The sequence below is a fragment of the Herbaspirillum camelliae genome, from assembly GCF_001929405.1.
GTDB classification, from domain to species: domain Bacteria; phylum Pseudomonadota; class Gammaproteobacteria; order Burkholderiales; family Burkholderiaceae_D; genus Herbaspirillum; species Herbaspirillum seropedicae.
The window spans coordinates 5,055,312-5,075,201 of the sequence record NZ_KV880769.1 but is presented as its reverse complement, the minus strand read 5'-3'; the positions used below and the strand labels follow the sequence as shown (position 1 = coordinate 5,075,201).

Annotated in this window: 20 protein-coding genes and 5 tRNA genes; 11 read left to right on the top strand and 14 right to left on the bottom strand. The window is 62.1% G+C overall.

From position 1 onward, the window contains the following. The first annotated feature begins 49 nt into the window (after window positions 1–49). Together bamE and BGK68_RS22675 are read left to right on the top strand one after the other, a co-directional pair. Window positions 50–577 (top strand): outer membrane protein assembly factor BamE domain-containing protein, encoded by a 528-nt coding sequence (gene bamE / locus BGK68_RS22680; RefSeq protein ID WP_075258922.1) that lies wholly within the window; start codon window positions 50–52, stop codon window positions 575–577. Window positions 578–698: 121 nt separating this feature from the next. Further along, a complete protein-coding gene (locus BGK68_RS22675; RefSeq protein ID WP_075259957.1) occupies window positions 699–983 on the top strand; it encodes a hypothetical protein in 285 nt (94 codons plus the stop codon). A 25-nt stretch (window positions 984–1,008) separates the two neighbouring features. Here BGK68_RS22675 and BGK68_RS22670 read toward each other — a convergent pair whose 3' ends face one another. The 7 genes from BGK68_RS22670 to metG form a co-directional block, all read right to left on the bottom strand. Then, window positions 1,009–1,839: a carbohydrate ABC transporter permease gene (locus tag BGK68_RS22670; protein WP_075258921.1), complete on the bottom strand. Its 831-nt coding sequence runs from the start codon at window positions 1,837–1,839 to the stop codon at window positions 1,009–1,011. After that, window positions 1,836–2,711, bottom strand: coding sequence for a carbohydrate ABC transporter permease (locus BGK68_RS22665; RefSeq protein WP_075258920.1), 876 nt, complete (start codon window positions 2,709–2,711; stop codon window positions 1,836–1,838). The genes BGK68_RS22670 and BGK68_RS22665 overlap by 4 nt, the downstream gene beginning before the upstream one ends. A 27-nt stretch (window positions 2,712–2,738) precedes the next feature. Further along, window positions 2,739–4,040: an ABC transporter substrate-binding protein gene (locus BGK68_RS22660; protein ID WP_075258919.1), complete on the bottom strand. Its 1,302-nt coding sequence runs from the start codon at window positions 4,038–4,040 to the stop codon at window positions 2,739–2,741. A gap of 61 nt (window positions 4,041–4,101) precedes the next feature. Then, on the bottom strand, window positions 4,102–5,151 hold the full coding sequence (locus BGK68_RS22655) for an ABC transporter ATP-binding protein (protein WP_075258918.1): 1,050 nt from the start codon (window positions 5,149–5,151) through the stop codon (window positions 4,102–4,104). A 24-nt stretch (window positions 5,152–5,175) separates the two neighbouring features. Then, on the bottom strand, window positions 5,176–6,156 hold the full coding sequence (locus BGK68_RS22650; protein ID WP_075258917.1) for a sugar-binding transcriptional regulator: 981 nt from the start codon (window positions 6,154–6,156) through the stop codon (window positions 5,176–5,178). A gap of 222 nt (window positions 6,157–6,378) precedes the next feature. After that, entirely contained in the window at window positions 6,379–6,858 is a 480-nt protein-coding gene (locus BGK68_RS22645) for a GNAT family N-acetyltransferase (RefSeq protein ID WP_075258916.1), read from the bottom strand. 41 nt (window positions 6,859–6,899) lie between these two features. Beyond that, window positions 6,900–8,963, bottom strand: coding sequence for a methionine--tRNA ligase (metG, locus tag BGK68_RS22640; protein ID WP_075258915.1), 2,064 nt, complete (start codon window positions 8,961–8,963; stop codon window positions 6,900–6,902). Window positions 8,964–9,193: 230 nt separating this feature from the next. Here metG and apbC point away from each other — a divergent pair, with 230 nt between their 5' ends. The 7 genes from apbC (at window position 9,194) to BGK68_RS22605 (ending at window position 12,697) form a co-directional block, all read left to right on the top strand. Then, on the top strand, window positions 9,194–10,282 hold the full coding sequence (gene apbC / locus BGK68_RS22635; RefSeq protein ID WP_075258914.1) for an iron-sulfur cluster carrier protein ApbC: 1,089 nt from the start codon (window positions 9,194–9,196) through the stop codon (window positions 10,280–10,282). 134 nt (window positions 10,283–10,416) lie between these two features. Further along, on the top strand, window positions 10,417–11,817 hold the full coding sequence (gene gltX / locus BGK68_RS22630) for a glutamate--tRNA ligase (protein WP_075258913.1): 1,401 nt from the start codon (window positions 10,417–10,419) through the stop codon (window positions 11,815–11,817). Between the two features lie 73 nt (window positions 11,818–11,890). Beyond that, window positions 11,891–11,966 (top strand) — tRNA-Ala (locus BGK68_RS22625). A gap of 80 nt (window positions 11,967–12,046) precedes the next feature. Then, window positions 12,047–12,122: transfer RNA gene (locus BGK68_RS22620), tRNA-Glu, on the top strand. A gap of 56 nt (window positions 12,123–12,178) precedes the next feature. Next, window positions 12,179–12,254, top strand: a tRNA-Glu gene (locus BGK68_RS22615). 218 nt (window positions 12,255–12,472) lie between these two features. Further along, a tRNA-Ala gene (locus tag BGK68_RS22610) sits at window positions 12,473–12,548 on the top strand. Between the two features lie 73 nt (window positions 12,549–12,621). Next, window positions 12,622–12,697 (top strand) — tRNA-Glu (locus tag BGK68_RS22605). Window positions 12,698–13,011: 314 nt separating this feature from the next. Here the strand turns inward: BGK68_RS22605 and arsH are convergent. From arsH to BGK68_RS22580, 5 genes are all read right to left on the bottom strand, one after another. Further along, window positions 13,012–13,749, bottom strand: coding sequence for an arsenical resistance protein ArsH (gene arsH, locus BGK68_RS22600; RefSeq protein WP_143433218.1), 738 nt, complete (start codon window positions 13,747–13,749; stop codon window positions 13,012–13,014). Then, entirely contained in the window at window positions 13,715–14,143 is a 429-nt protein-coding gene (arsC, locus tag BGK68_RS22595; protein ID WP_083657956.1) for an arsenate reductase (glutaredoxin), read from the bottom strand. The genes arsH and arsC overlap by 35 nt, the downstream gene beginning before the upstream one ends. Window positions 14,144–14,190: 47 nt before the next feature. Next, window positions 14,191–15,474 (bottom strand): arsenic transporter, encoded by a 1,284-nt coding sequence (locus tag BGK68_RS22590; RefSeq protein WP_075258910.1) that lies wholly within the window; start codon window positions 15,472–15,474, stop codon window positions 14,191–14,193. Window positions 15,475–15,538: 64 nt separating this feature from the next. After that, window positions 15,539–16,048 (bottom strand): arsenate reductase ArsC, encoded by a 510-nt coding sequence (locus BGK68_RS22585; protein ID WP_075258909.1) that lies wholly within the window; start codon window positions 16,046–16,048, stop codon window positions 15,539–15,541. 42 nt (window positions 16,049–16,090) lie between these two features. Next, window positions 16,091–16,426 carry an ArsR/SmtB family transcription factor gene (locus BGK68_RS22580; RefSeq protein WP_075258908.1) on the bottom strand — a complete coding sequence of 112 codons (336 nt, stop codon included), beginning with the start codon at window positions 16,424–16,426 and terminating at the stop codon, window positions 16,091–16,093. A gap of 334 nt (window positions 16,427–16,760) precedes the next feature. On the opposite strand from BGK68_RS22580, the gene BGK68_RS22575 reads away from it, so the two are divergent. Both BGK68_RS22575 and BGK68_RS22570 read left to right on the top strand, forming a co-directional pair. After that, on the top strand, window positions 16,761–17,570 hold the full coding sequence (locus BGK68_RS22575; RefSeq protein ID WP_075258907.1) for an enoyl-CoA hydratase-related protein: 810 nt from the start codon (window positions 16,761–16,763) through the stop codon (window positions 17,568–17,570). After that, window positions 17,567–18,826, top strand: coding sequence for an FAD-dependent oxidoreductase (locus BGK68_RS22570; RefSeq protein WP_233149387.1), 1,260 nt, complete (start codon window positions 17,567–17,569; stop codon window positions 18,824–18,826). The genes BGK68_RS22575 and BGK68_RS22570 overlap by 4 nt, the downstream gene beginning before the upstream one ends. A 28-nt stretch (window positions 18,827–18,854) precedes the next feature. On the opposite strand, the gene BGK68_RS22565 is transcribed toward BGK68_RS22570, so the two are convergent. Next, a complete protein-coding gene (locus BGK68_RS22565) occupies window positions 18,855–19,256 on the bottom strand; it encodes a hypothetical protein (RefSeq protein WP_075258905.1) in 402 nt (133 codons plus the stop codon). Next, the gene (locus BGK68_RS22560; protein WP_013235029.1) at window positions 19,256–19,843 is read right to left on the bottom strand and encodes an RNA polymerase sigma factor; all 588 of its coding nucleotides are present in this window, start codon (window positions 19,841–19,843) and stop codon (window positions 19,256–19,258) included. Before BGK68_RS22560 ends, BGK68_RS22565 begins: the two co-directional genes overlap by 1 nt. Window positions 19,844–19,890: the final 47 nt, after the last annotated feature.

Here is a 19,890-nt window from a genome sequence, read left to right as displayed (position 1 = left end):
CGTATTTTACCTTGTCTTCATCAGGGATAATCAATTACCTACAGGCTCCATGACTGATCCTTTCTTCACCCGACTGCACCGCCACGCCGGCAAATTCGGCGCTTTTCTTATTGCTCTGGCAATGTTTGGCTGCGACCGCAATGGCAATCCCATCGAGGAGTTCGGTTTGGACAAGTTGCAAAAAGGCGTTTCCAGCGAAGCCGACGTGCGTAACGTGATGGGCCAGCCCGACACCGTCTGGGACGACGGCCAGGGCGCGCGCACGCTGGAATACCCCAAGGGCCCGCAGGGCATCCGCACCTGGATGTTCAGCATCGGCGCTTCCGGCACCCTGATCGACTACCAGCAGGTGCTGACCCAGGAACATTTCGACACCATCCGCCCCGGCATGACCGCCGAGCAAATTCGCCGCCAGTTCGGCCGTCCGCGCAGTGTGGTGCAGTTTGGCCGCAAGAACGAGGAAGTGTGGGACTGGAAATACCATTACGTGCACGAGGACCGGCTCTTCAACGTGCATTTCGACATGAATACCAAGCAGGTGGTGCGGACCTCTATTTCTGAGATTTCTGGACACTAGACGCTATGTAAGTGCCTGGGTTTTCCTCGTAGTTATTTGGAAATTGGCCAATGCTTTGGCTCTTCAGGCCACCTCGGGCTTAATGAAGCCTAAGGTTCGCGCTGACCACCAAGGAGCGGATATGTCATCACCACATCGTGCAGTTTTATCTCATCTCAGCTGGTCGGTTTTGCTCAGTTTCCTGATCAGCGGCTGTGCAGTGCCGGATTTCAATTTCCGCGATTCCGCCGCAGGGTTTTCGGGGATTGCGCAAAGCAGCGCGCGGGATCGCTGCGACAACAAGATCGGCTATTCCGACTATCGTGACTGTACCAATACAGTGAATAGCCAATATGACGCCTGGCGTTCGCAGCAGAAGAAGTCAGGTGAGCTGGACATGTTCAAGAAGCCCGCGGCAAGCCCATGAGGCAGGGCCGCGCCTGGTCTGATGATCAGCGTATCCCCGCCCGCATGAACGACTGCACAAACTGCCGCTGGAACAGCAGGAACGCCAGCAGCAAAGGCGCCGAAGTCATCAGCGTAGCCGCCGTGATGATGGACCAGTCCACCCCCTGATCGGTGGAGGAAAACACCTGCAGCCCCACCGTCAGCGGACGCGATTCCACCGAATTGGTCACGATCAGCGGCCATAGGAAGTTGTTCCAGTGCGTGCTTACCGAGACCAGCCCGAAGGCGATATAGATCGGCCTGGCCAGCGGCACGTAGACCTGCATCAGGATCTGCCAGGCCGAGGCCCCTTCCACGGTTGCGGCTTCGTCCAGCTCGCGTGGTACCGTCTTGAAGGTCTGGCGCAGCAGGAAGATGCCGAAGGCCGAGGCGAAGTAGGGCAGGCCAATCGAGAGGATGGTATCGCGCAGGCCCAGCAGGTTCATGGTCTGGTAGTTCTCCACGATCAGGATGTCGGGCATCACCATCAATTGCAGCAGCACCAGCATGAACATCACATTGCTGCCCCGGAAGGTGAAGCGGGCAAAGGCATAGGCGGCCAGCGTGGCCAGCACCAGTTGCGCGGCCAGGATCATCGTTACCAGTAAAAACGTATTGAGGAAATAGCGCGGAAACGGTGCGGCCTGCCAGGCGTTGACGAAGTTCTGCAGCGTCGGCGGGGCGTCCAGCGTGAAGCGGGTGGCGAAGGCGGCCGGATGGAATGCGGTCCACAGGGCGTACAGCAGCGGCAGCAGCCACAGCAGCGCCAGCACCCAGGCAGAGACGGTCTCCAGCATGCGATGGCGTTCGGCGAAAGGCGAGGTGGGCGCGATCATTGGTAGTGGGTCCTACGATCAAGTACACGAAACTTCACCAGCGCAATCAATCCCAGCAGGGCCAGCAGCACTACCGTCAGGGCTGCCGCATAGGAAGAATCCCAGAACGCGAAGCCCACTTCATAGATGTAATAGAGCAGCAGGGAACTGGCATTGTCCGGCCCACCCTTGGTCATCACCACGATGTGATCGACCAGGCGGAAGGCGTTGATCAGGGCATTGATGAGCACGAACAGCGTGGTGGGCATGAGCAAGGGAAACTGCACGCGCCAGAAATATTGCCAGCGCGACGCACCCTCCAGCGCGGCAGCTTCGGCCAGCACGGGCGAGATTTGCTGCAGCGCGGCCAGGTAGAAGATCATGAAGAAACCCGCCTCCTTCCACACCGCCACCACCATCAGCGCACCCAGTACGGTCTGCGGATTGCCCAGCCAGTTGTGCGAGGGCAGGCCAAGCGCGCCGGTGATCTGCTCCAGCAGGCCATATTGCGGCGTATAGAAGAACAGCCAGATATTGGCCACTGCGATCATCGGCAGCACGGTCGGGGTGAAATAAGCCAGGCGCAGCACGCCGCGCCCGGCCAGTTTCTCATTGACCCACAGCGCCATCAGGATGGCCAGCGCAATGGCCAGCGGGATGGTGCCGAGGGCAAACCAGAGGTTGTTGCACAGGGCCTGCCAGAAGACCGGATCGTCCACCATGAGGCGGTAGTTTTCCAGACCGACGAAGACCGCAGGACGGGCTCCCTTGGGCGTGGAAAAGAAGCTGTGCCAGAGCGTCGCCAGCGCCGGGTAGTGCGTGAAGGCGATCAGCAGCACCATGGCCGGCGACAGCAGCAGCCACGGCAGCACGGAGGAGGGCAGGCGTTTCATCGGCAGGCCTTGTGCAACGTGCAGGGCTTAGCGACCGTAGGCGCGCAGGATGCGCTCGGCTTCGCGCTGGGCGTCCTTCAGGGCGGCTTCCGGCGTCTTGGTGCCGGAGAGGGCGGCCTGCAGGTTATCGTTCAGGGCCTTGGTCACGCGCTGGTTCTCGTGGGTCGAGAGTTCGGCCACGCCGTATTTCATCTGCTCGCGCGCCACGTCGGCAGCCGGCACCTCTTGCAGGTATTTCTTCATTTCCGGGGTATCCCAGGCATCCTGGCGCGGGGCCACATAGCCGGTGGCAATGGACCACTGCGCCGCGCGCGCAGGTTCGGTGGCGAAGCGGATGAACTTCATGGCGGCCTGCTGCTCGGCCGGCGAGGTCTTGTTGAAGACGTAGAAGTTGCCGCCACCGGTGGGGCTGCCCGGATGCTTGATGCCCGGCAGCATGGCTACGCCGAAGGGGAAGCTGGCGTTGGTACGGATGTTGGTCAGGTTGCCGGTGGTGGTCCAGACCATGGCGGCCTTCTGCTCCAGGAAGTCCTTGGGGGTGGTGCCCCATTCGATGGAGCCGGCCGGCATGACCTTGTCCTTGGTGGTCAGGTCGACCCAGTGTTGCAGGGCCTGCACCGCGCCGGGCTTGTCGAAGTAGGTCTTGGTGCCGGCGCTGTTCATGAGGATCGTGTCATTGGAAGCGGTCATGGCCTGGAACATCCAGTAGCCGAAGCCGGTGGAAGGAATCTTCACCCCCCACTGGCTGACGTTGCCGGCGGCGTCGCGCTTGGTCAGCTTCTTGGCGGCTTCCACCATCTCGTTCCAGTTGGCGGGGGCCTTGTCGGGGTTCAGGCCGGCTTCCTTGAACAGGGCCTTGTTGTAGTACATCACGATGGTTGAACGCTGGAAGGGAATGCCCCAGGTCTTGCCTTCGGTCTGGCTGTTTTCCATGAAGCCCTTGTAGAAGCCGGCGATCCACTTCTTGTCCTCAGCGCTGCTGGCCAGGCTGTCGATAGGGACGATGGCGTTCTCGTCGATCAGGGTGAAGAGATCGGTGGAAAGCAGCACGGCCAGGGTCGGCGGGGTGCCGCCCTTGAAGGCGGTCAGCGCCTTGACGATGCTTTCCTGGTAGGTGCCGGCATAGATGGCCTTGACCTTGATGTCGGGATTGGCCTTTTCGAAGTCGGCCACCATGCTGTCGATGGTCTTGGTGACCGCGCCGCCCACGGCGACCGGATAATAGAAGCTGATCTCGACCGGATTGGCGGCCAGTACCGGCGTACCGAAGGCGGCTGTAGTTGCTGCTGCGGCCAGTGCGGCCAGGGACTTGAGGAAGGTTCTACGCATGATGCATCTCCATGAGGTGGAAGGTTGGCTTGCTGCGGAAATCGTGGTGCGGTGATGTGGATCAGGGCCGGCGCAGGCCGCTGGCGGGGTCGAAGAAGTATTGGTCGCGGGTGTCCCAGGCCAGGCGCACCCGGTCGCCGGCCGCCAGCCTGTGCTGGCCGGGCGCGCGCACCAGCAGCGAGGCTGCGCCGATGCGGGCGCCGATGATGGTGTCGGCGCCAAAGTACTCGACCGTCTCGACCACGGCGGGGACCGACGAATCGCTGGCCTCTGCCAGCCGGACGTGTTCCGGTCGCAGGCCCAGTTGCAATGGCGCCTGGCCGAGGTCGCGCAGTACCACGTCGCTGCCGCTGATGGCCAATCCTTCGGCGTGGGACTCCAGCGGCAGCAGGTTCATCGGCGGCGTGCCGATGAAGCGGGCGGCGAAGGCGGTCGCTGGCTGGGCATACAGATCCGCAGGGGCGGCATCCTGTTCGATGCGGCCCTCGCGCAGCAGAATCACCTGGTCGGCCATGCTCATGGCTTCGGTCTGGTCGTGGGTGACGTAGACCATGGTCATGTTCAATTGCTGCTGCAGGGCGCGGATTTCGCGGCGCATTTCCTGGCGCAACTGGGCGTCGAGGTTGGACAACGGTTCATCCATCAGGCACACCGGCGCATCGGCGATGATGGCGCGGCCCAGCGCCACGCGCTGCTGCTGGCCGCCGGAGAGCTGCGCGGGGCGGCGCTCCAGCAGATGCGTCAGGCCGAGAATGTCGGCCACACGCTTCAAGCGCGCTTCGTAACCCGCACGCGGCTCCTTGCGTACGCGCACGCCGAAGAGGATGTTGTCGCGCACGTTCAGGTGCGGGAACAGCGCGTACGACTGGAACACCATGGAGATCTTGCGCTGCGCCGGCGGCAGCAGCGTCACGTCGCGTCCGCCGATGTGGATGCTGCCCGAACTGGGTCTGTCCAGCCCGGCGATGAGGCGCAGGGTGGTCGACTTGCCGCAGCCGGAAGGGCCCAGCAAGACGGTGAATTGCCCTGCCTTCACCTCGAAATCGATGTTCCTGACGGCCTGGGCTTCACCCCAGTGCTTGCAGACGCCCTGCAAGGAGATGGCTGCCATGCTGGTTTCTCCGTGATGATGCGATCACGCCGCCGCGCCGCTGCGGATCTGCTCCACCAGCAGGCGCGCGCTCGGTTCGTCGATGATCAGTTCGTTGATGAAGCCGCCGCGCAGTGCGGCTTTCAGGCCCGGCAGCTTGCCGGCGCCGGAGACCACGCACAGCGAATGCGTGGCGCGGGTGAAGCAATCCATGTCGGGGCCGCTGTTGCGGGCGTTGAAGGCGACATCGCGCCAACTGCCGTCGGCGCGGAAGAAGACGGTGGCGATGTCGCCCACTAGCCCTTCGTCGCGCAGGATTTGGCGTTCTTCTTCACCCAGGTAGCCAGCGGTATGGATATAGCTGCCGGTAGCCTCGGCCCCGATGGAGAACAGCAGGATGGAGGCGCGTTCCTGCAGGTCGCGGATGGCCTTGATGCTCTTTTCGCGCCACAGCGCCGTGCGCGTTTCGGGATAGTCGAAGAAGGCCGGCACCGGCAGGTGATGGGCGCGCGCGCCATAGTTCTGGGCGAAACGCGAGACGATGGATTCGCTGAAGCTGTTGATGAAGCTGGCGCCGCTGCCGGACCCATTGAGCGCCACCACATCGACGTCATGCACATGGCGCGGCAGCAGCTGGTCGGCGATCTGCGCCACCGTGGTGCCCCAGGCCAGGCCGATGATGGTGCCGGGCGTGACCAGCGAATTGACGTAGGCGGCAGCGTGGCAGGTGACACGTTGCAGGGTTTCCTTGTCGGTGGCGGCAGCGGCCACTGGCACCACCTGGATCGAACGCAGGCGGTAGTGATTGGCAATGGCGGCTTCCAGGCTGCCGGAGACCTGCTGAGGATCGTGTACGCGGATTTCCACCAGCCCGCGTTCCAGCGCAAAGGACAGCAGCCGCGAGACGGTCGCGCGCGAGGTGCCGATTTCATCGGCGATGGCGGCGGTGGTCATGTTCTGGAAGTAGTAGAGCCGCGCCACGCGCACCGCCAGGTAGGCGGTTTCCTGTCTATCCCCTTGGGCCATTGTTCTTGTGCTTACCTGTGAATGTGAATCAACGGCGCATGCCACTGGACTGCCCCCCGGCAGGCCAGGCGGGCAAGGCCTCCTGACAACGTTTTCACGATGGTAGCGAGCGATTGTTACGGCTTCATGAACGAATGTTCTCAGCGGGTGATCAGGGGGCGGTGCAAAAGAAAAGCGACGCACCAGGCGTCGCTTTTCAGGCAGAGGGCAGGGGAAAGGGGATCAGTGCCGCATGACCCGTCGCATCACGATGGGCGGCGCTTCCTGCGGATTGGCGCGGGTGTATTCCAGTTCCGGCGCGATCTCGAAGCCGAAGGCGGCATACAGGTCCACCAACTGCACTTGATCGGTGCGTACTGCCAGCCGCAATTCGCGCACATCGGCCGACTGGGCGCGGTGGATCAGGGCTTCCATCAGGTGCTGGGACAGGCGTTCACCCCGGAACGCCGGGGCGATACCCATGCGGCGGATTTCCCAGACATCGCTTTCGGTGTCCAAAGGCAGCCAGCGCACCGAACCGGCAGGCGTCTCGCCGCTGAGCAGGATGAAGGCGCCGCCATGCTGCAGGTCTTCCTGCACATGGTCGGTCGCCTCGCGGTGGCCCGAGGAACTGGGCGCAACCTTGTTGGCCCAGCTGTGACGGGTCAGTTCGGCGATCAGACTGGCGTCTTCCGAGGTGGCTTCACGTATCACCAGGTTCATGACGATCTTTTCTCCTGCACAGGCAAACGGCGGCGAATACTTTAGCGCACGCGCATGCCCGGCTCGGCGCCCGGCCAGGGGTTGAGCACGTAGATGCCCGGATTGGCCTTCTCATCCTTGGCGGAGGCGGCCAGCACCATGCCCTCGGAGACACCGAACTTCATCTTGCGCGGCGCCAGGTTGGCCACCATCACGGTCAGCTTGCCGACCAGTTCTTCCGGCTTGTAGGCCGAGGCGATGCCCGAGAAGACATTGCGGGTACGGCCTTCGCCGGCATCCAGGGTCAGGCGCAGCAGCTTGGTGGAGCCTTCCACGGCTTCGCAATTGACGATCTTGGCGATGCGCAGGTCGACCTTGGCGAAGTCATCGATGGAGATTTCCGGTGCCAGTTCTTCGATGGCGCTTTCTGCCGCTGCAGGTGCGGCAGCAGGCGCTTCCGGCGCTTCAAACAGGGCATCCAGCATCTTGGGATCGACCCGCTGCATCAGGTGCGAATAGGCATTGATGACGTGGCCATCGGCCAGCGGCACGGCGACGTCGCTCCACTGGAAGGGCTGGACCTGCAGGAAGGCTTCCACCTGGGCGGCCAGTTGCGGCAGCACCGGCTTGAGGTAGACGGTCAGGATGCGGAAGGCTTCCAGCAGGCGGCTGCAGACTTCGTGCAGTTGGGCGTCCTTGCTGCTGTCCTTGGCCAGTTCCCAGGGCTTGTTGGCGTCCACGTAGGCGTTGATGGCGTCGGCTTGCTCCATCACCAGGCGCAGGGCCTTGCCGTATTCGCGCTGCTCGTAGAGGCTGCGGATCTCGTCGGCCACGCCGCGCAGCTTGGCCAGGAAGGCATCGTCAGCGGTGGCCCACTGGGTGGACACGCGGCCCTCGAAGCGCTTGGCGATGAAACCGGCAGCGCGGCTGGCGATGTTGACGTACTTGCCGATCAGGTCGGCATTGACGCGGGCGACGAAGTCGTCCGGGTTGAAGTCCACGTCTTCGACCTTGGCGTTCAACTTGGCGGCGATGTAGTAGCGCAGCCATTCCGGGTTCATGCCGATGTCCAGGTAGCGCAGCGGCGAGATGCCGGTGCCGCGCGACTTGGACATCTTCTCGCCGCTGACCGTGATGAAGCCGTGGGCGAAGACGTTGTTGGGCGTCTTGCGGCCGGCGAACTTGAGCATGGCGGGCCAGAACAAGGTATGGAAATAGGTGATGTCCTTGCCGATGAAGTGGTACTGCTCGGTCTTGTCATCGGCCATGAAGGCGTCGAAGTCGCGGCCGGTCTTGGCGAAGTAGTTCTTCAGCGAGGCCAGGTAGCCGATGGGCGCATCCAGCCAGACGTAGAAGTACTTGCCCGGTGCGTCCGGAATCTCGATGCCGAAGTAGGGCGCATCGCGGCTGATGTCCCAGTCGCCCAGGCCGCCTTCGCCGTCCAGCCACTCCTTGGCCTTGTTGGCCACTTCCGGTTGCAGGCGGTTGCTGTCCAGCGCCCATTCGCGCAGGAAGGCCACGCACTTCGGGTCCGACAGCTTGAAGAAGAAATGTTCAGACGACTTCATCACGGGCGTTGCGCCCGAGAGGGTCGAGTAAGGATTCTTCAGGTCGGTCGGCGAATAGACCGCGCTGCAGTTCTCGCAGGAGTCGCCGTACTGGTCCTTGGTACCGCACTTGGGGCATTCGCCCTTGATGTAGCGGTCCGGCAGGAACATGTTCTTCACCGGATCGTAGAACTGGTCGATGGTCTTGGTGGAGATCAGCTTGGCTTCGTCGCGCAGGGCGCGGTAGATCTCCTGCGACAGTTCGTGGTTTTCCGGGCTGTCGGTGGAGCTCCAGTTGTCGAAGGCGATGTGGAAGCCATCCAGGTACTGCTTGCGGCCGGCGGCGATGTTGGCCACGAACTGCTGCGGCGTGATGCCGGCCTTTTCGGCGGCGATCATGATGGGCGCGCCGTGGGCATCGTCTGCGCCCACGAAATGCACCTCATTGCCCTGCATTCGCTGGAACCGGACCCAGATATCGGCCTGGATGTATTCCATGATGTGGCCGATGTGGAAAGCGCCGTTGGCGTAGGGGAGTGCGGTCGTGACGAAGAGTTGGCGAGGTGCTGAAGTGCTCATTGGCGATACGGACGATGCAAGTAGGTTAAGGCGCATACGCGCCGAAATAGCAAGAAAGCTGCAAGAAAACTGCCATGAAAAAGGGGCATTCTATCAGCCAGCGGGCCTTGGGCGCAGTAGTTGCTCCATTGCAATGAAACTGGCCGGTGATGCGAGGGGGCTTTGATCCGCGCACAGGGCGGCCCGGGCGCGATTGGTTTAGACTTGCGGGTTCTGAGCAAGGAGAACCAATGAGCATTACCGTGGAAGAGATCAAGGCGGCCCTGTTGCAGGTGATCGACCCCAATACCGGCAAGGACATGATCCGTGGCAAGGAAGCCCGCAATATCCGCGTCGAGGGTTCGCGCGTGCTGCTGGACGTGGAACTGGGCTATCCGGCAGTCAGCCAGATCGCACCGATCCGCCAACTGGTCGAAGAGGCGCTGGGCAAGCTGCCGGGCGTGACCGCCGTGGAAGCCAACGTCTACTTCAAGATCGTGGCGCATGCGGTGCAGCGCGGCATCAAGCTCAAGAGCAACGTCAAGAACATCATCGCCGTGGCCTCGGGCAAGGGCGGCGTGGGCAAGTCCACCACCGCCGTGAACCTGGCGCTGGCGCTGTCGGCCGAGGGTGCGCGGGTGGGCATCCTGGATGCCGATATCTATGGTCCCTCGCAGCCCATGATGATGGGCATCTCCGGCCAGCCCGAGACCAAGGATGGCAAGACCATGGAACCGCTGGAAAACCACGGCCTGCAGGTCTCTTCCATCGGTTTCATGATCGATCCGGACGAACCCATGGTCTGGCGCGGCCCCATCGTCACGCAAGCCCTGCAGCAATTGCTGGACCAGACCAACTGGCGCGACCTGGATTACCTGATCGTCGACATGCCGCCGGGCACTGGCGACGTACAGTTGACCCTGTCGCAGAAGGTCCCGGTGACCGGTGCGGTCATCGTCACTACCCCGCAGGATATTGCCCTGCTGGATGCGCGCAAGGGTTTGCGCATGTTCGAGAAGGTCGGCATTCCCATCCTGGGCATCGTGGAAAACATGAGCATGCACGTCTGCTCCCACTGCGGCCATGCCGAACCCATCTTTGGCGTGGGCGGCGGCGAGAAGATGTGCGCCGACTTTGGCGTGGACTTCCTGGGCGCCTTGCCGCTGACCATGGAAATCCGCCAGCAGACCGATTCCGGCAAGCCCACCGTGGTGGCCGATCCTGATGGCAAGGTGGCCGAGATCTACAAGGCCATCGCCCGCAAGGTCGCCGTCAAGGTGGCCGAAAAGGCGCGTGACATGTCCAGCAAGTTCCCCAGCATCGTGGTGCAGAACGACTGATGTCACCCCGGGGCGGGCCGCCAGCATGGCGTGCCTGCCTGCAAAGGCGTTAAAATGACGCCTTTCCGAATTCTTTTGCTCCACCGATGGCCGGCCCTGGCAACCCAGGGCCGGCCTGGTGTTTACTCGCTATCATGACTGCCACTCAAGTTCGCACCCGTTTCGCTCCCAGTCCCACCGGCTACCTGCACCTGGGCGGCGCCCGCACGGCGCTGTTCTCCTGGGCCTACGCCCGCCGCTTCGGCGGCACCTTCGTGCTGCGCATCGAAGATACCGACGTCGAGCGTTCCACCCCGGAAGCGGTGCAGGCCATCATCGAGGGCATGCAGTGGTTGGGGTTGGAGCATGACGAAGGTCCGTTCTACCAGATGAAGCGCATGGATCGCTATCGCGAAGTGATCGCGCAGATGCTGGAGCAGGGCACGGCCTATTACTGCTACTGCACCCCGGAAGAAGTGGAAGCCATGCGCGAGCGCCAGCGCGCGGCCGGCGAGAAGCCGCGCTACGACGGCACCTGGCGTCCGGAACCGGGCAAGACCCTGCCGGCCATTCCGGAAGGTCGCAAGCCAGTGGTGCGTTTCAAGAATCCGCAGGATGGCGAGGTGAGCTGGAACGATGTGGTCAAAGGCCCCATCACGATTTCCAACCGCGAGCTGGACGACCTGGTGATTGCCCGTCCGGACGGCACCCCCACCTACAACTTCTGCGTGGTGGTGGATGACTGGGACATGAAGATCACCCACGTCATCCGTGGCGACGACCATGTGAACAATACCCCGCGCCAGATCAACATCCTCAAGGCCCTGGGCGGCACGCTGCCCGAGTATGGCCATGTGCCGATGATCCTGGGCGCTGATGGCGAGAAGCTGTCCAAGCGCCATGGCGCCGTGAGCGTGATGGATTACCCGGCCCAGGGCTACCTGCCCGAAGCCATGCTGAACTACCTGGCGCGCCTGGGCTGGAGCCATGGCGACGACGAGATCTTCTCGATGCAGCAGTTCTGCGAATGGTTCGACCTGGATCACCTGACCAAGGCCCCGGCGCAATTCAACCCGGAAAAGCTGAACTGGCTCAACAACCACTACATCAAGCTGGCCGACAACGTCCGCCTGGCTGATCTGGTCCGCCCGTTGCTGCAAGCACAGGGTGCGGTGTTCGAGGGCGCGCCTGATCTGGCGGCCGTGATTGCACTGCTGAAGGATCGCGCCAATACCGTCAACGAGATTGCGGCTGCGGCGCTGATGTTCTATCGCCAGCCGGCCCCGGATGCGGCTCTGGTGGCGCAGCACATTACAGAGGCGATCAAGCCGGCCCTGGCTGACTTTGCCCAGCGCGTGGCGACGGTGGAGTGGAGCAAGGAAGCGATTGCGCCGATGATCAAGGAAGTTCTGGCTACGCACGGCATCAAGATGCCGCAGCTGGCCATGCCCCTGCGCCTGATCGTGGCGGGCCAATTGCAGACGCCGGCGATTGACGCCGTGCTGCAATTGTTCGGTCGTGAGGCTGTACAGGTACGTTTGTCTGGCTATCTTTAAAAAATAGAAATTATTTTTGAAAAAGCTGTTGTCTTTTGAAAAGAGGTATTGCATAATCTCGCTTCTTCGCAACGGGGGTATAGCTCAGCTGGGAGAGCGCTTGCATGGCATGCAAGAGGTCAGCGGTTCGATCCCGCTTACCTCCACCAGCGACCCGCAGATGTTTGGCGGTGATATTTCAGGCGAAGCTTGAAGTGTAGAAACAAGAAGTAATGTGAAGTACCTGCTTGTCCCCTTCGTCTAGAGGCCTAGGACATCACCCTTTCACGGTGAGTACGGGGGTTCGAATCCCCCAGGGGACGCCAGATTTCGATATCTGCGCTGTCACCCAGCAGGCAGCGCAGGTATGTAGCGGTATAGTGTCCCCTTCGTCTAGAGGCCTAGGACATCACCCTTTCACGGTGAGTACGGGGGTTCGAATCCCCCAGGGGACGCCAGGTAGCAAAATAGTCCGACTAATGTTGGATTATAGAAGTCCAGCGATGTGCTTGAGCACATCGCGTGGGGATTCGAAGGGAATCGCTTGCAAGCGATTCCGCGGCCCGCAGAATGTGGGCGAATCCCCCAGGGGACGCCAGGTAGTAAGTAGTCTGATCTGACCGGTCAGGCTACCTTGAGGTTGGATAGTCCGGAGTTTGGGACTTTTCCTTTCGCAGGGGGTATAGCTCAGCTGGGAGAGCGCTTGCATGGCATGCAAGAGGTCAGCGGTTCGATCCCGCTTACCTCCACCAGCGACCCGCATGGATATGTGGGGTGAATTGGCGGAAGAGCTGATTCGAGGAATATTGTAGTTGTGACCGTTTTGTCCCCTTCGTCTAGAGGCCTAGGACATCACCCTTTCACGGTGAGTACGGGGGTTCGAATCCCCCAGGGGACGCCAAATAAAAAAGCCCGCGCAAGCGGGCTTTTTTGTTTGGTGGCCCCTAGCGATGTGCTTGAGCACATCGCGGGGGGGATTCGAAAGGTTTCGCTTGCAAGCGAAACCGGGCCCGCGGAACGTGGGCGAATCCCTCGCTCGCGCAGCGAGCGTTAGAGGGCTGTTGAGCGCGCACCTGACGCAATCCAAGCCAACCCAGCCAACCGAAAGCCCGCGCAAGCGGGCTTTTTTGTTTGGTGGCCCCTAGCGATGTGCTTGAGCACATCGCGGGGGATTCGTCCCGAGGAGCGGCCTTTCCGCATGGCAGCATGTCGCCGCTAGATGGCACGCTGATTCATGCGTCTGGATAGGTCCTCGGCGGTTTCCCTGCGTTCGCTGTACCGGTCGGTCAGATACGACGACACATCTCGGGTCAAAAGGGTGAACTTGAACAGTTCTTCCATCACGTCGACCACGCGTTCGTAGTACGGAGAAGCCTTCATGCGGCCGACGTCGTCAAACTCCTGGTACGCCTTGGCCACCGACGACTGGTTCGGAATGGTCAGCATCCGCATCCAGCGTCCGAGAACGCGCATCTGATTGACTGCATTGAAGGACTGGGAGCCGCCGGAAACCTCCATGACTGCCAGTGTCTTGCCTTGAGTCGGCCTGACCGCTCCCTGCGACAAGGGAATCCAGTCGATCTGCGCCTTCATGATCCCCGTCATGGCACCATGGCGCTCGGGCGAGCACCACACCATCCCCTCAGCCCAGTTGGCCAGCTCCCGTAGTTCAGTCACCTTCGGATGTGTTTCAGGCTCGCTGTCCGGAAGCGGCAGGCCGCAGGGATCAAAGATATTGACTTCGCCGCCCATGGCCTCCAGCAAGCGGGCCGCTTCCATGGTCAGCAATCGGCTGTAGGAACGTTCACGCAGAGATCCGTACAGAAGGAGAAAGCGCGGCCGATGGGTCGAGGCGCCGATCTTGGCGAAATCGCCGAGTCCCGGAACCTTGAACTGGGCAGGATCGATGTTGGGCAAATCATTTATTCGCTGCGACACGTTGCCCCTCCTCATTGATAACGACTTCGCCATCTTCCTTGGTAAACGCGCCTTGTTGCGGATTAGGGAGGATATCCAATACCAACTCGGAGGGACGGCAAAGTCTGGTCCCCTTGGTGGTCAGAACGAATGGACGGTTGATCAGGATGGGGTTGGCCAGCATGGCGTCCAGCAGCTGGTCGTCGCTCAGAGAGAGATTGCCCAGGCCCAGCTCGGCGTAGGGCGTACCTTTTTGCCGAATGGCTTCGCGTACCGTCAGACCAGCATCCTGGATCATTTTGGTCAGTTGCTCGCGGCTGGGCGGGTGCTGCAGATATTCGATGATGGTCGGCTCTTCACCGCTGTTGCGGATCATCGCCAGGGTGTTGCGGGAGGTTCCACATGCGGGATTGTGGTAGATCGTGGTCATCATGAGCGTCTATGTTGAAGTTGAGAGAGAGGGCATGACAGTCATGCTCACCCACCTAATCTGATTGCAAGAGCAGACAGCGTTATCAGCAGGACCGGCAGCGTCAGCATCGCGCCCACCCGGAAGTAATAGCCCCATGAGATGTGGATACTCTTCTTGTCCAGCACATGCAACCAGAGCAAGGTCGCCAGGCTACCGATGGGAGTGATCTTGGGGCCAAGGTCGCTGCCAATGACATTGGCGTAGACCATTGCTTCCTTCACCACGCCTTGGGCTGTGGTGGCATCGATCGATAGTGCGCCCACCAGAACCGTTGGCATGTTGTTCATGATCGACGACAGGAAGGCGGTCAAGAAGCCGGTGCCGAGGGCTGCGCCCCAGACGCCGTGCTCTGCAAAGCCGTTCAGCACGCTTGTCAGGTAGTCCGTCAGCCCGGCATTGCGCAGCCCGTACACCACCAGGTACATCCCCAGCGAGAAGAACACGACCTGCCAGGGCGCTCCCTTGATGACCTCGCGCGTGGAAATGACATGGCCTTTGCCTGCAACTGCCAGGAGGATCAGTGCACCGACCGCCGCCACGGCGCTGATGGGCACACCGAGGCGCTCCAGCCAGAAGAAGCCCACCAGCAGCAGTGCAAGCACCCACCAGCCGGCAACGAACGTTGCTCGATCATGGATGGCTGCAGTAGGGGGCTGCAGCTGTGTAAGGTCATAGTTTTCGGGGATATCGCGACGAAAGTAGAGGAAGAGCACGATGAGCGTCGCCACGACTGACACGATGTCGACGGGGATCATGACCGAGGCATATTCCGCAAAGCCGATCTTGAAGAAGTCTGCCGAGACAATATTCACCAGGTTGGATACCACCAGTGGCAGACTGGCTGTGTCGGCGATGAAGCCGGCTGCCATGACAAAGGCCAGCGTCGCCTGGGGCGAGAATCGCAGCGCCAGGAGCATCGCGATGACAATCGGCGTCAGGATCAGCGCGGCGCCATCGTTGGCGAACAGCGCGGATACTGCTGCACCCAACAAGATCAGCAGGACGAATAGCATGCGGCCGCGGCCAGCGCCCCAGCGGGCTACGTGCAAGGCGGCCCACTCGAAGAAGCCGGCCTTGTCGAGCAAGAGGCTGATGATAATGATGGCGATGAAGGTCCCGGTGGCGTTCCAGACGATGTGCCAGACCACCGGAATATCGGAAAGATGAATGACGCCGGCCGCTAGTGCGACGGCAGCGCCAGCGCACGCACTCCAGCCAATGCCTAGCCCCTTGGGCTGCCAGATGACAAAAATCAGTGTGAGCAGGAAGATGACAAAAGCAGCCAGCACTTTCTATCCTTGGACGAAAAAAAGGGGGGGCTCGGCCGGATTCAATAAACTCCAGCCGAAGGGCTTAAACCGAAGTGATGCCGATGGCGTCCATTTCGCGCTTGATCGCGGTCTTTTCGAGTGTGTGGAGCGGCAAGCTGGCAAAGAGATTCACCCGGGTCATGATTTGCCGGGCGACTTTCGAGAATACGGCGCGCTTCTGCTCCTCGGTGCCGATAGCCGCAGCAGGATCTTCAAATCCCCAGTGCGCTGAAATCGGCTGACCTGGCCAAACGGGGCAGACTTCACCAGCAGCGTTGTCGCAAACTGTGATGATGAAATCCATCTTGGGGGCATCCGGTGTGGCAAATTCATCCCAGCTCTTGCTGCGCAAATCATTCAGCGCATAGCCGGTGGCTTGGATCTGCTCTAGTGCCAGCGGGTTGACGGCCCCGGCGGGATGACTTCCGGCGCTGTAGGCATGGAAGCGGCCTTTGCCCATGGTGTTCAGTAGTGCTTCGGCCATGATGCTGCGCGCCGAGTTGCCTGTGCAGAGGAAGAGGACGTTGTAGAACTTTTGTTGGCTAGTGGACATGTGAACTCCTTGGCGTGAAGGCCTGATCGTTCCAGGCGATGGTTACTTGGTGGCAGTGGACGGCACGCAGCAGGTGCTGACGGGAGAGCAAGGGTTGCCGCCACAGCAGTTTTCCGTGAGGAAACTCAAAACATCATTCATCGCGCCATAGTTGGCAGCGTAGATGACGAAGCGCCCCTCCTGGCGGGAGCTCACCAAACCGGCGTGCGATAGCTCTTTCATGTGAAACGATACTGACGAAGGCGCAATGGCCAAGGTTTCTCCGATCTTGCTGGCGGCACAGCCTTCTGGACCGACCTGGACCAGATGCCGGAAGATGGCTAAGCGCGACTCCTGGGCTAATGCAGCCAGTGCAGTGATAACGGTCTTGGTCTCCATGGCTCTCTCTAAAAGTACAATAATTCAATTATTATTGAATTATTTAATTAAAACAAGGGCCGCGTCGGATGTTGTCACTACATGTGCTTGAGCACATCGCAGGGGGATTCGAAAGGTATCGCTTGCAAACGAAACCGGGCCCGCGGCACGTGGGCGAATCCCTCGTTGGTGCAGCGACCCGTTAGAGGACGGTGGAGCACACACTGCACGCAATCTAATCCAACCCAGCCAAGCGGGCATTTTTAGTTCGCCCGAAAGCAGCGATTGTCAGCCCTCCAACATTATCCCTGCCGATTTTGCGCTATCCTCCCGCCCAGATCCCAAAGGAGAGCAAATGAGCAGCGCAGCCCACCTCGACATCACCCCCCGTGGCCTGGCCACGATCACCCTGGACCGCCCCGAGATCCACAACGCCTTCGACGACCAACTGATCGCCCACCTGATCGACCTGCTCACCCAGGCGCGCGACGATACCCGTACTTGCCTCCTGCTGCTGGCCTCGACCGGCAAATCCTTCTCTGCCGGAGCCGACCTGGCCTGGATGCGCCGCATGGCCGATGCCTCGCGTGAAGACAACCTGCGCGACGCCCGCAAGCTGGCGCTGCTGATGGAAACGCTCAACAGCTTCCCGACCCCCACCCTGGCCAAGGTCCAGGGGGCAGTGATGGGCGGCGGCGTGGGCCTGGTGTCCTGCTGCGATATCGTGGTGGCGTCGGACGCGGCCTTCTTCGCGCTCTCCGAAGTCAAGTTGGGCCTGGCGCCCGCAGCCATCAGCCCGTATGTGATCGCCAAGATGGGTGTGTCGCAGGCGCGCCGCTACTTCGTCTCGGCAGAACGCTTCCCGGCCGCGCGCGCGGCTGCCATGGGTCTGGTGCATGAACTGGTGTCGCCCGACGAGCTCGATGCCAGGACGGCGCAACTGATCGATACCTTGCTGGCCAACGGACCGCAGGCCATGCGCGCGGCCAAGCAACTGGTGCAGGTGGCCAATCCCTTGCAGGTCACGCCTGAATTGTCCGAATACACGGCCGGCGTCATCGCCGACCTGCGCGCCTCTGCCGAAGGACGTGAAGGCCTGCGCGCCTTCCTGGACAAGGATGCGCCGGCCTGGACGCGCCAGCAGCCGACGTCGGGGGCGGCATGATGAAGCCCTTGCACGTCGCCATTGCCGGCGCCGGTCCGGCCGGGCTGGCCATGGCCCTCTATCTCAGGCGCGCCGGACATCGGGTCAGCTTGCTGGAGCGCTTCGTGCAGGCCGCACCGGTCGGTTCCGGGCTGATCCTGCAGCCAACCGGGCTGACCGTGCTGCAAGACCTGGGATTGTTCACCCGCATCGCCGCGCTGGGCCAACGCATCGACCGCCTCTACGGCGCTGACGCGCTCTCGGGCAAGACGGTGCTGGACGTGCGCTACGACGCCATTGCCGGTGGCCGCTACGGCATTGCCGTGCATCGGGCCGCCTTGTTCGGCGTGTTGCTGGAGGCTGTGCGGCAGGAGGGCATCGAGGTGGAGACCGGCCACGATATCAGCGACCTGGAGCATACCGGCGCACAGGCCTGCCTGACGGCCGCTGATGGCCGTCGCATCGGCGGTTTCGACCTGGTCATCGATGCCAGTGGCGCACGCTCGCCCCTGCGCCGCCATGCGTTGCGCAGCTGCGAACCGCGGCCCTTGCCCTATGGCGCTTTCTGGGTCTCGTTGCGGGCCCAGCCGGGCTTGTCCTTCGGCCACAATTCACTGGTGCAGCGCTATCGCCGCGCCAGCACCATGATCGGTGTGCTGCCCATCGGTCGGCCTACCCCGCAGGATGAGCCCATGGTGGCGTTCTTCTGGAGTACGCGGCCGGATCGGGTGGAGTCGCTCAAGCAGGCGGGGCTGTCGGCCTGGAAGGATGGGGTGCATGCACTCTGGCCGGAGTGCGCGCCTTATCTGGCGCAGATCGATGGCTTCGAGCAGATGACGCTGGCGCGGTATGGCCATCACACCTTGCCCCTGCCTTACGGTGAGCGGCTGGCCATCATCGGCGATGCGGCCCATTCCACCAGTCCGCAGTTGGGGCAGGGCGCCAACATGGCCTTGCTCGATGCACGGGCCTTGAGCCACGCCTTGCAGCAGTCAGAGACGCTGGAGCAGGCCCTGCCGCGCTATGCTGCCTCGCGGCGACGCCATGTGCGGACCTTCCAGGCCATGTCGGCCATGTTCACGCCGTTCTACCAGTCCGATTCGGTGTGGCTGCCCTGGGTGCGTGATCAGTTGGCGGCGCGCTTGTCAGTGGTGCCGCCGGCACCGCAACTGTTGGCCAGGATGGTGGCGGGCACCCTGGTCGATCCCTTCACCTCCATCGGTCTGCGCGAGCATGACTGGCATGCGGCGCCGCCCCAGCCGTCTGCCCTGGGCTGAGCAGTTCAGGGGCAGCGGGCCGCGTTGTTCATTTGCGTTCGTCGCGGCAGAACATGCGGCTGCGCAGTTGGCAGCGTTCGCGTTCCTCTGGCGTCATGGCTTCCCAGCGGGCGCGCATGAAGCGGCGCTTGTCGCGCCAGCCACCATGACGCCCGCGAAAGCCGCCGAACAGGATCCGGCATAGCACCAGCAAGCCCAGGGCGCGCCAGAAACCGATCTCGGCCACGCCGGGGAAGATGGGCGGCATCACCCAGTTCCACAGCAGCATCACCACCACGCCCAGCAGCGGCACGCACAACAGGCACAGCGCCAGCTTGAATCCCCAGCGGCCACGGTGACCACGGTGGCCGTGGCGGCGTCCGGGGTTGCGCTCAGGGCTGGGTGGGGAGCCGGGTTGAGGGTCGGGCTGGGGGATTGCGTTCTGATCCATTACATCTCCAATTCGTCATAAACCGCCTGCAGCCGCTCGCGCAGGTGCAGCACTGCATAGCGCTTGCGCGCCAGCAGGGTATTCAAGCTGGTGCCGCTGGCAGCCGCCATTTCCTTGAAACTGAGCCCGTCGAGTTCATGCGCGATGAAGACCTCGCGCTGCGCCTCGGGCAATTCTCCCAGCGCCTCTTGCAAGGCGTCGATCAGGGCGGCGCGGGCATAGGCCGCTTCGGGGCCGTCAGCGCTGGCGGGCAGCGCCAGGTCGAGCCGCCAGGCGTCGTCTGCGCCATCGACCTGTTCGATGTCGTGCGCCTCCGGCAAGGGCTCTTCCTTCTTCTTGCGGAAGCGGTCGATGATGCGGTTGCGCGCCACCCGGAACAGCCAGGCGCTGACCTGTTCGATCGGTTCGGGCAGGCGATAGGCCTGGACGAACTCGTAGAACACTTCCTGCAGGATGTCTTCGGCCTCGCCGGCGTCGGCCACCCGGCGCCGGATGAAGCCGCCCAGCCGGCTGCGCTCGCGCATGACGGTAGCGGTGATCTCGCGGTCCTGGTCGCTCATCGGGGAGGAAAGGGAAATGGGCTGCATGCCCTGAAGACGGGGCAGCGTCGCCGATATTGTGCCAGCGGCGAAAA

Excerpts from the sequence above, each read along its gene's own strand:
- bamE (WP_075258922.1), top strand. The coding sequence starts at position 50 with ATGACTGATCCTTTCTTCACCCGACTGCACCGCCACGCCGGCAAATTC.
- BGK68_RS22675 (WP_075259957.1), top strand. The coding sequence starts at position 699 with ATGTCATCACCACATCGTGCAGTTTTATCTCATCTCAGCTGGTCGGTT.
- BGK68_RS22670 (WP_075258921.1), bottom strand. The coding sequence starts at position 1,839 with ATGATCGCGCCCACCTCGCCTTTCGCCGAACGCCATCGCATGCTGGAG.
- BGK68_RS22665 (WP_075258920.1), bottom strand. The coding sequence starts at position 2,711 with ATGAAACGCCTGCCCTCCTCCGTGCTGCCGTGGCTGCTGCTGTCGCCG.
- BGK68_RS22660 (WP_075258919.1), bottom strand. The coding sequence starts at position 4,040 with ATGCGTAGAACCTTCCTCAAGTCCCTGGCCGCACTGGCCGCAGCAGCA.
- BGK68_RS22655 (WP_075258918.1), bottom strand. The coding sequence starts at position 5,151 with ATGGCAGCCATCTCCTTGCAGGGCGTCTGCAAGCACTGGGGTGAAGCC.
- BGK68_RS22650 (WP_075258917.1), bottom strand. The coding sequence starts at position 6,156 with ATGGCCCAAGGGGATAGACAGGAAACCGCCTACCTGGCGGTGCGCGTG.
- BGK68_RS22645 (WP_075258916.1), bottom strand. The coding sequence starts at position 6,858 with ATGAACCTGGTGATACGTGAAGCCACCTCGGAAGACGCCAGTCTGATC.
- metG (WP_075258915.1), bottom strand. The coding sequence starts at position 8,963 with ATGAGCACTTCAGCACCTCGCCAACTCTTCGTCACGACCGCACTCCCC.
- apbC (WP_075258914.1), top strand. The coding sequence starts at position 9,194 with ATGAGCATTACCGTGGAAGAGATCAAGGCGGCCCTGTTGCAGGTGATC.
- gltX (WP_075258913.1), top strand. The coding sequence starts at position 10,417 with ATGACTGCCACTCAAGTTCGCACCCGTTTCGCTCCCAGTCCCACCGGC.
- arsH (WP_143433218.1), bottom strand. The coding sequence starts at position 13,749 with ATGAGGAGGGGCAACGTGTCGCAGCGAATAAATGATTTGCCCAACATC.
- arsC (WP_083657956.1), bottom strand. The coding sequence starts at position 14,143 with ATGACCACGATCTACCACAATCCCGCATGTGGAACCTCCCGCAACACC.
- BGK68_RS22585 (WP_075258909.1), bottom strand. The coding sequence starts at position 16,048 with ATGTCCACTAGCCAACAAAAGTTCTACAACGTCCTCTTCCTCTGCACA.
- BGK68_RS22580 (WP_075258908.1), bottom strand. The coding sequence starts at position 16,426 with ATGGAGACCAAGACCGTTATCACTGCACTGGCTGCATTAGCCCAGGAG.
- BGK68_RS22575 (WP_075258907.1), top strand. The coding sequence starts at position 16,761 with ATGAGCAGCGCAGCCCACCTCGACATCACCCCCCGTGGCCTGGCCACG.
- BGK68_RS22570 (WP_233149387.1), top strand. The coding sequence starts at position 17,567 with ATGATGAAGCCCTTGCACGTCGCCATTGCCGGCGCCGGTCCGGCCGGG.
- BGK68_RS22565 (WP_075258905.1), bottom strand. The coding sequence starts at position 19,256 with ATGGATCAGAACGCAATCCCCCAGCCCGACCCTCAACCCGGCTCCCCA.
- BGK68_RS22560 (WP_013235029.1), bottom strand. The coding sequence starts at position 19,843 with ATGCAGCCCATTTCCCTTTCCTCCCCGATGAGCGACCAGGACCGCGAG.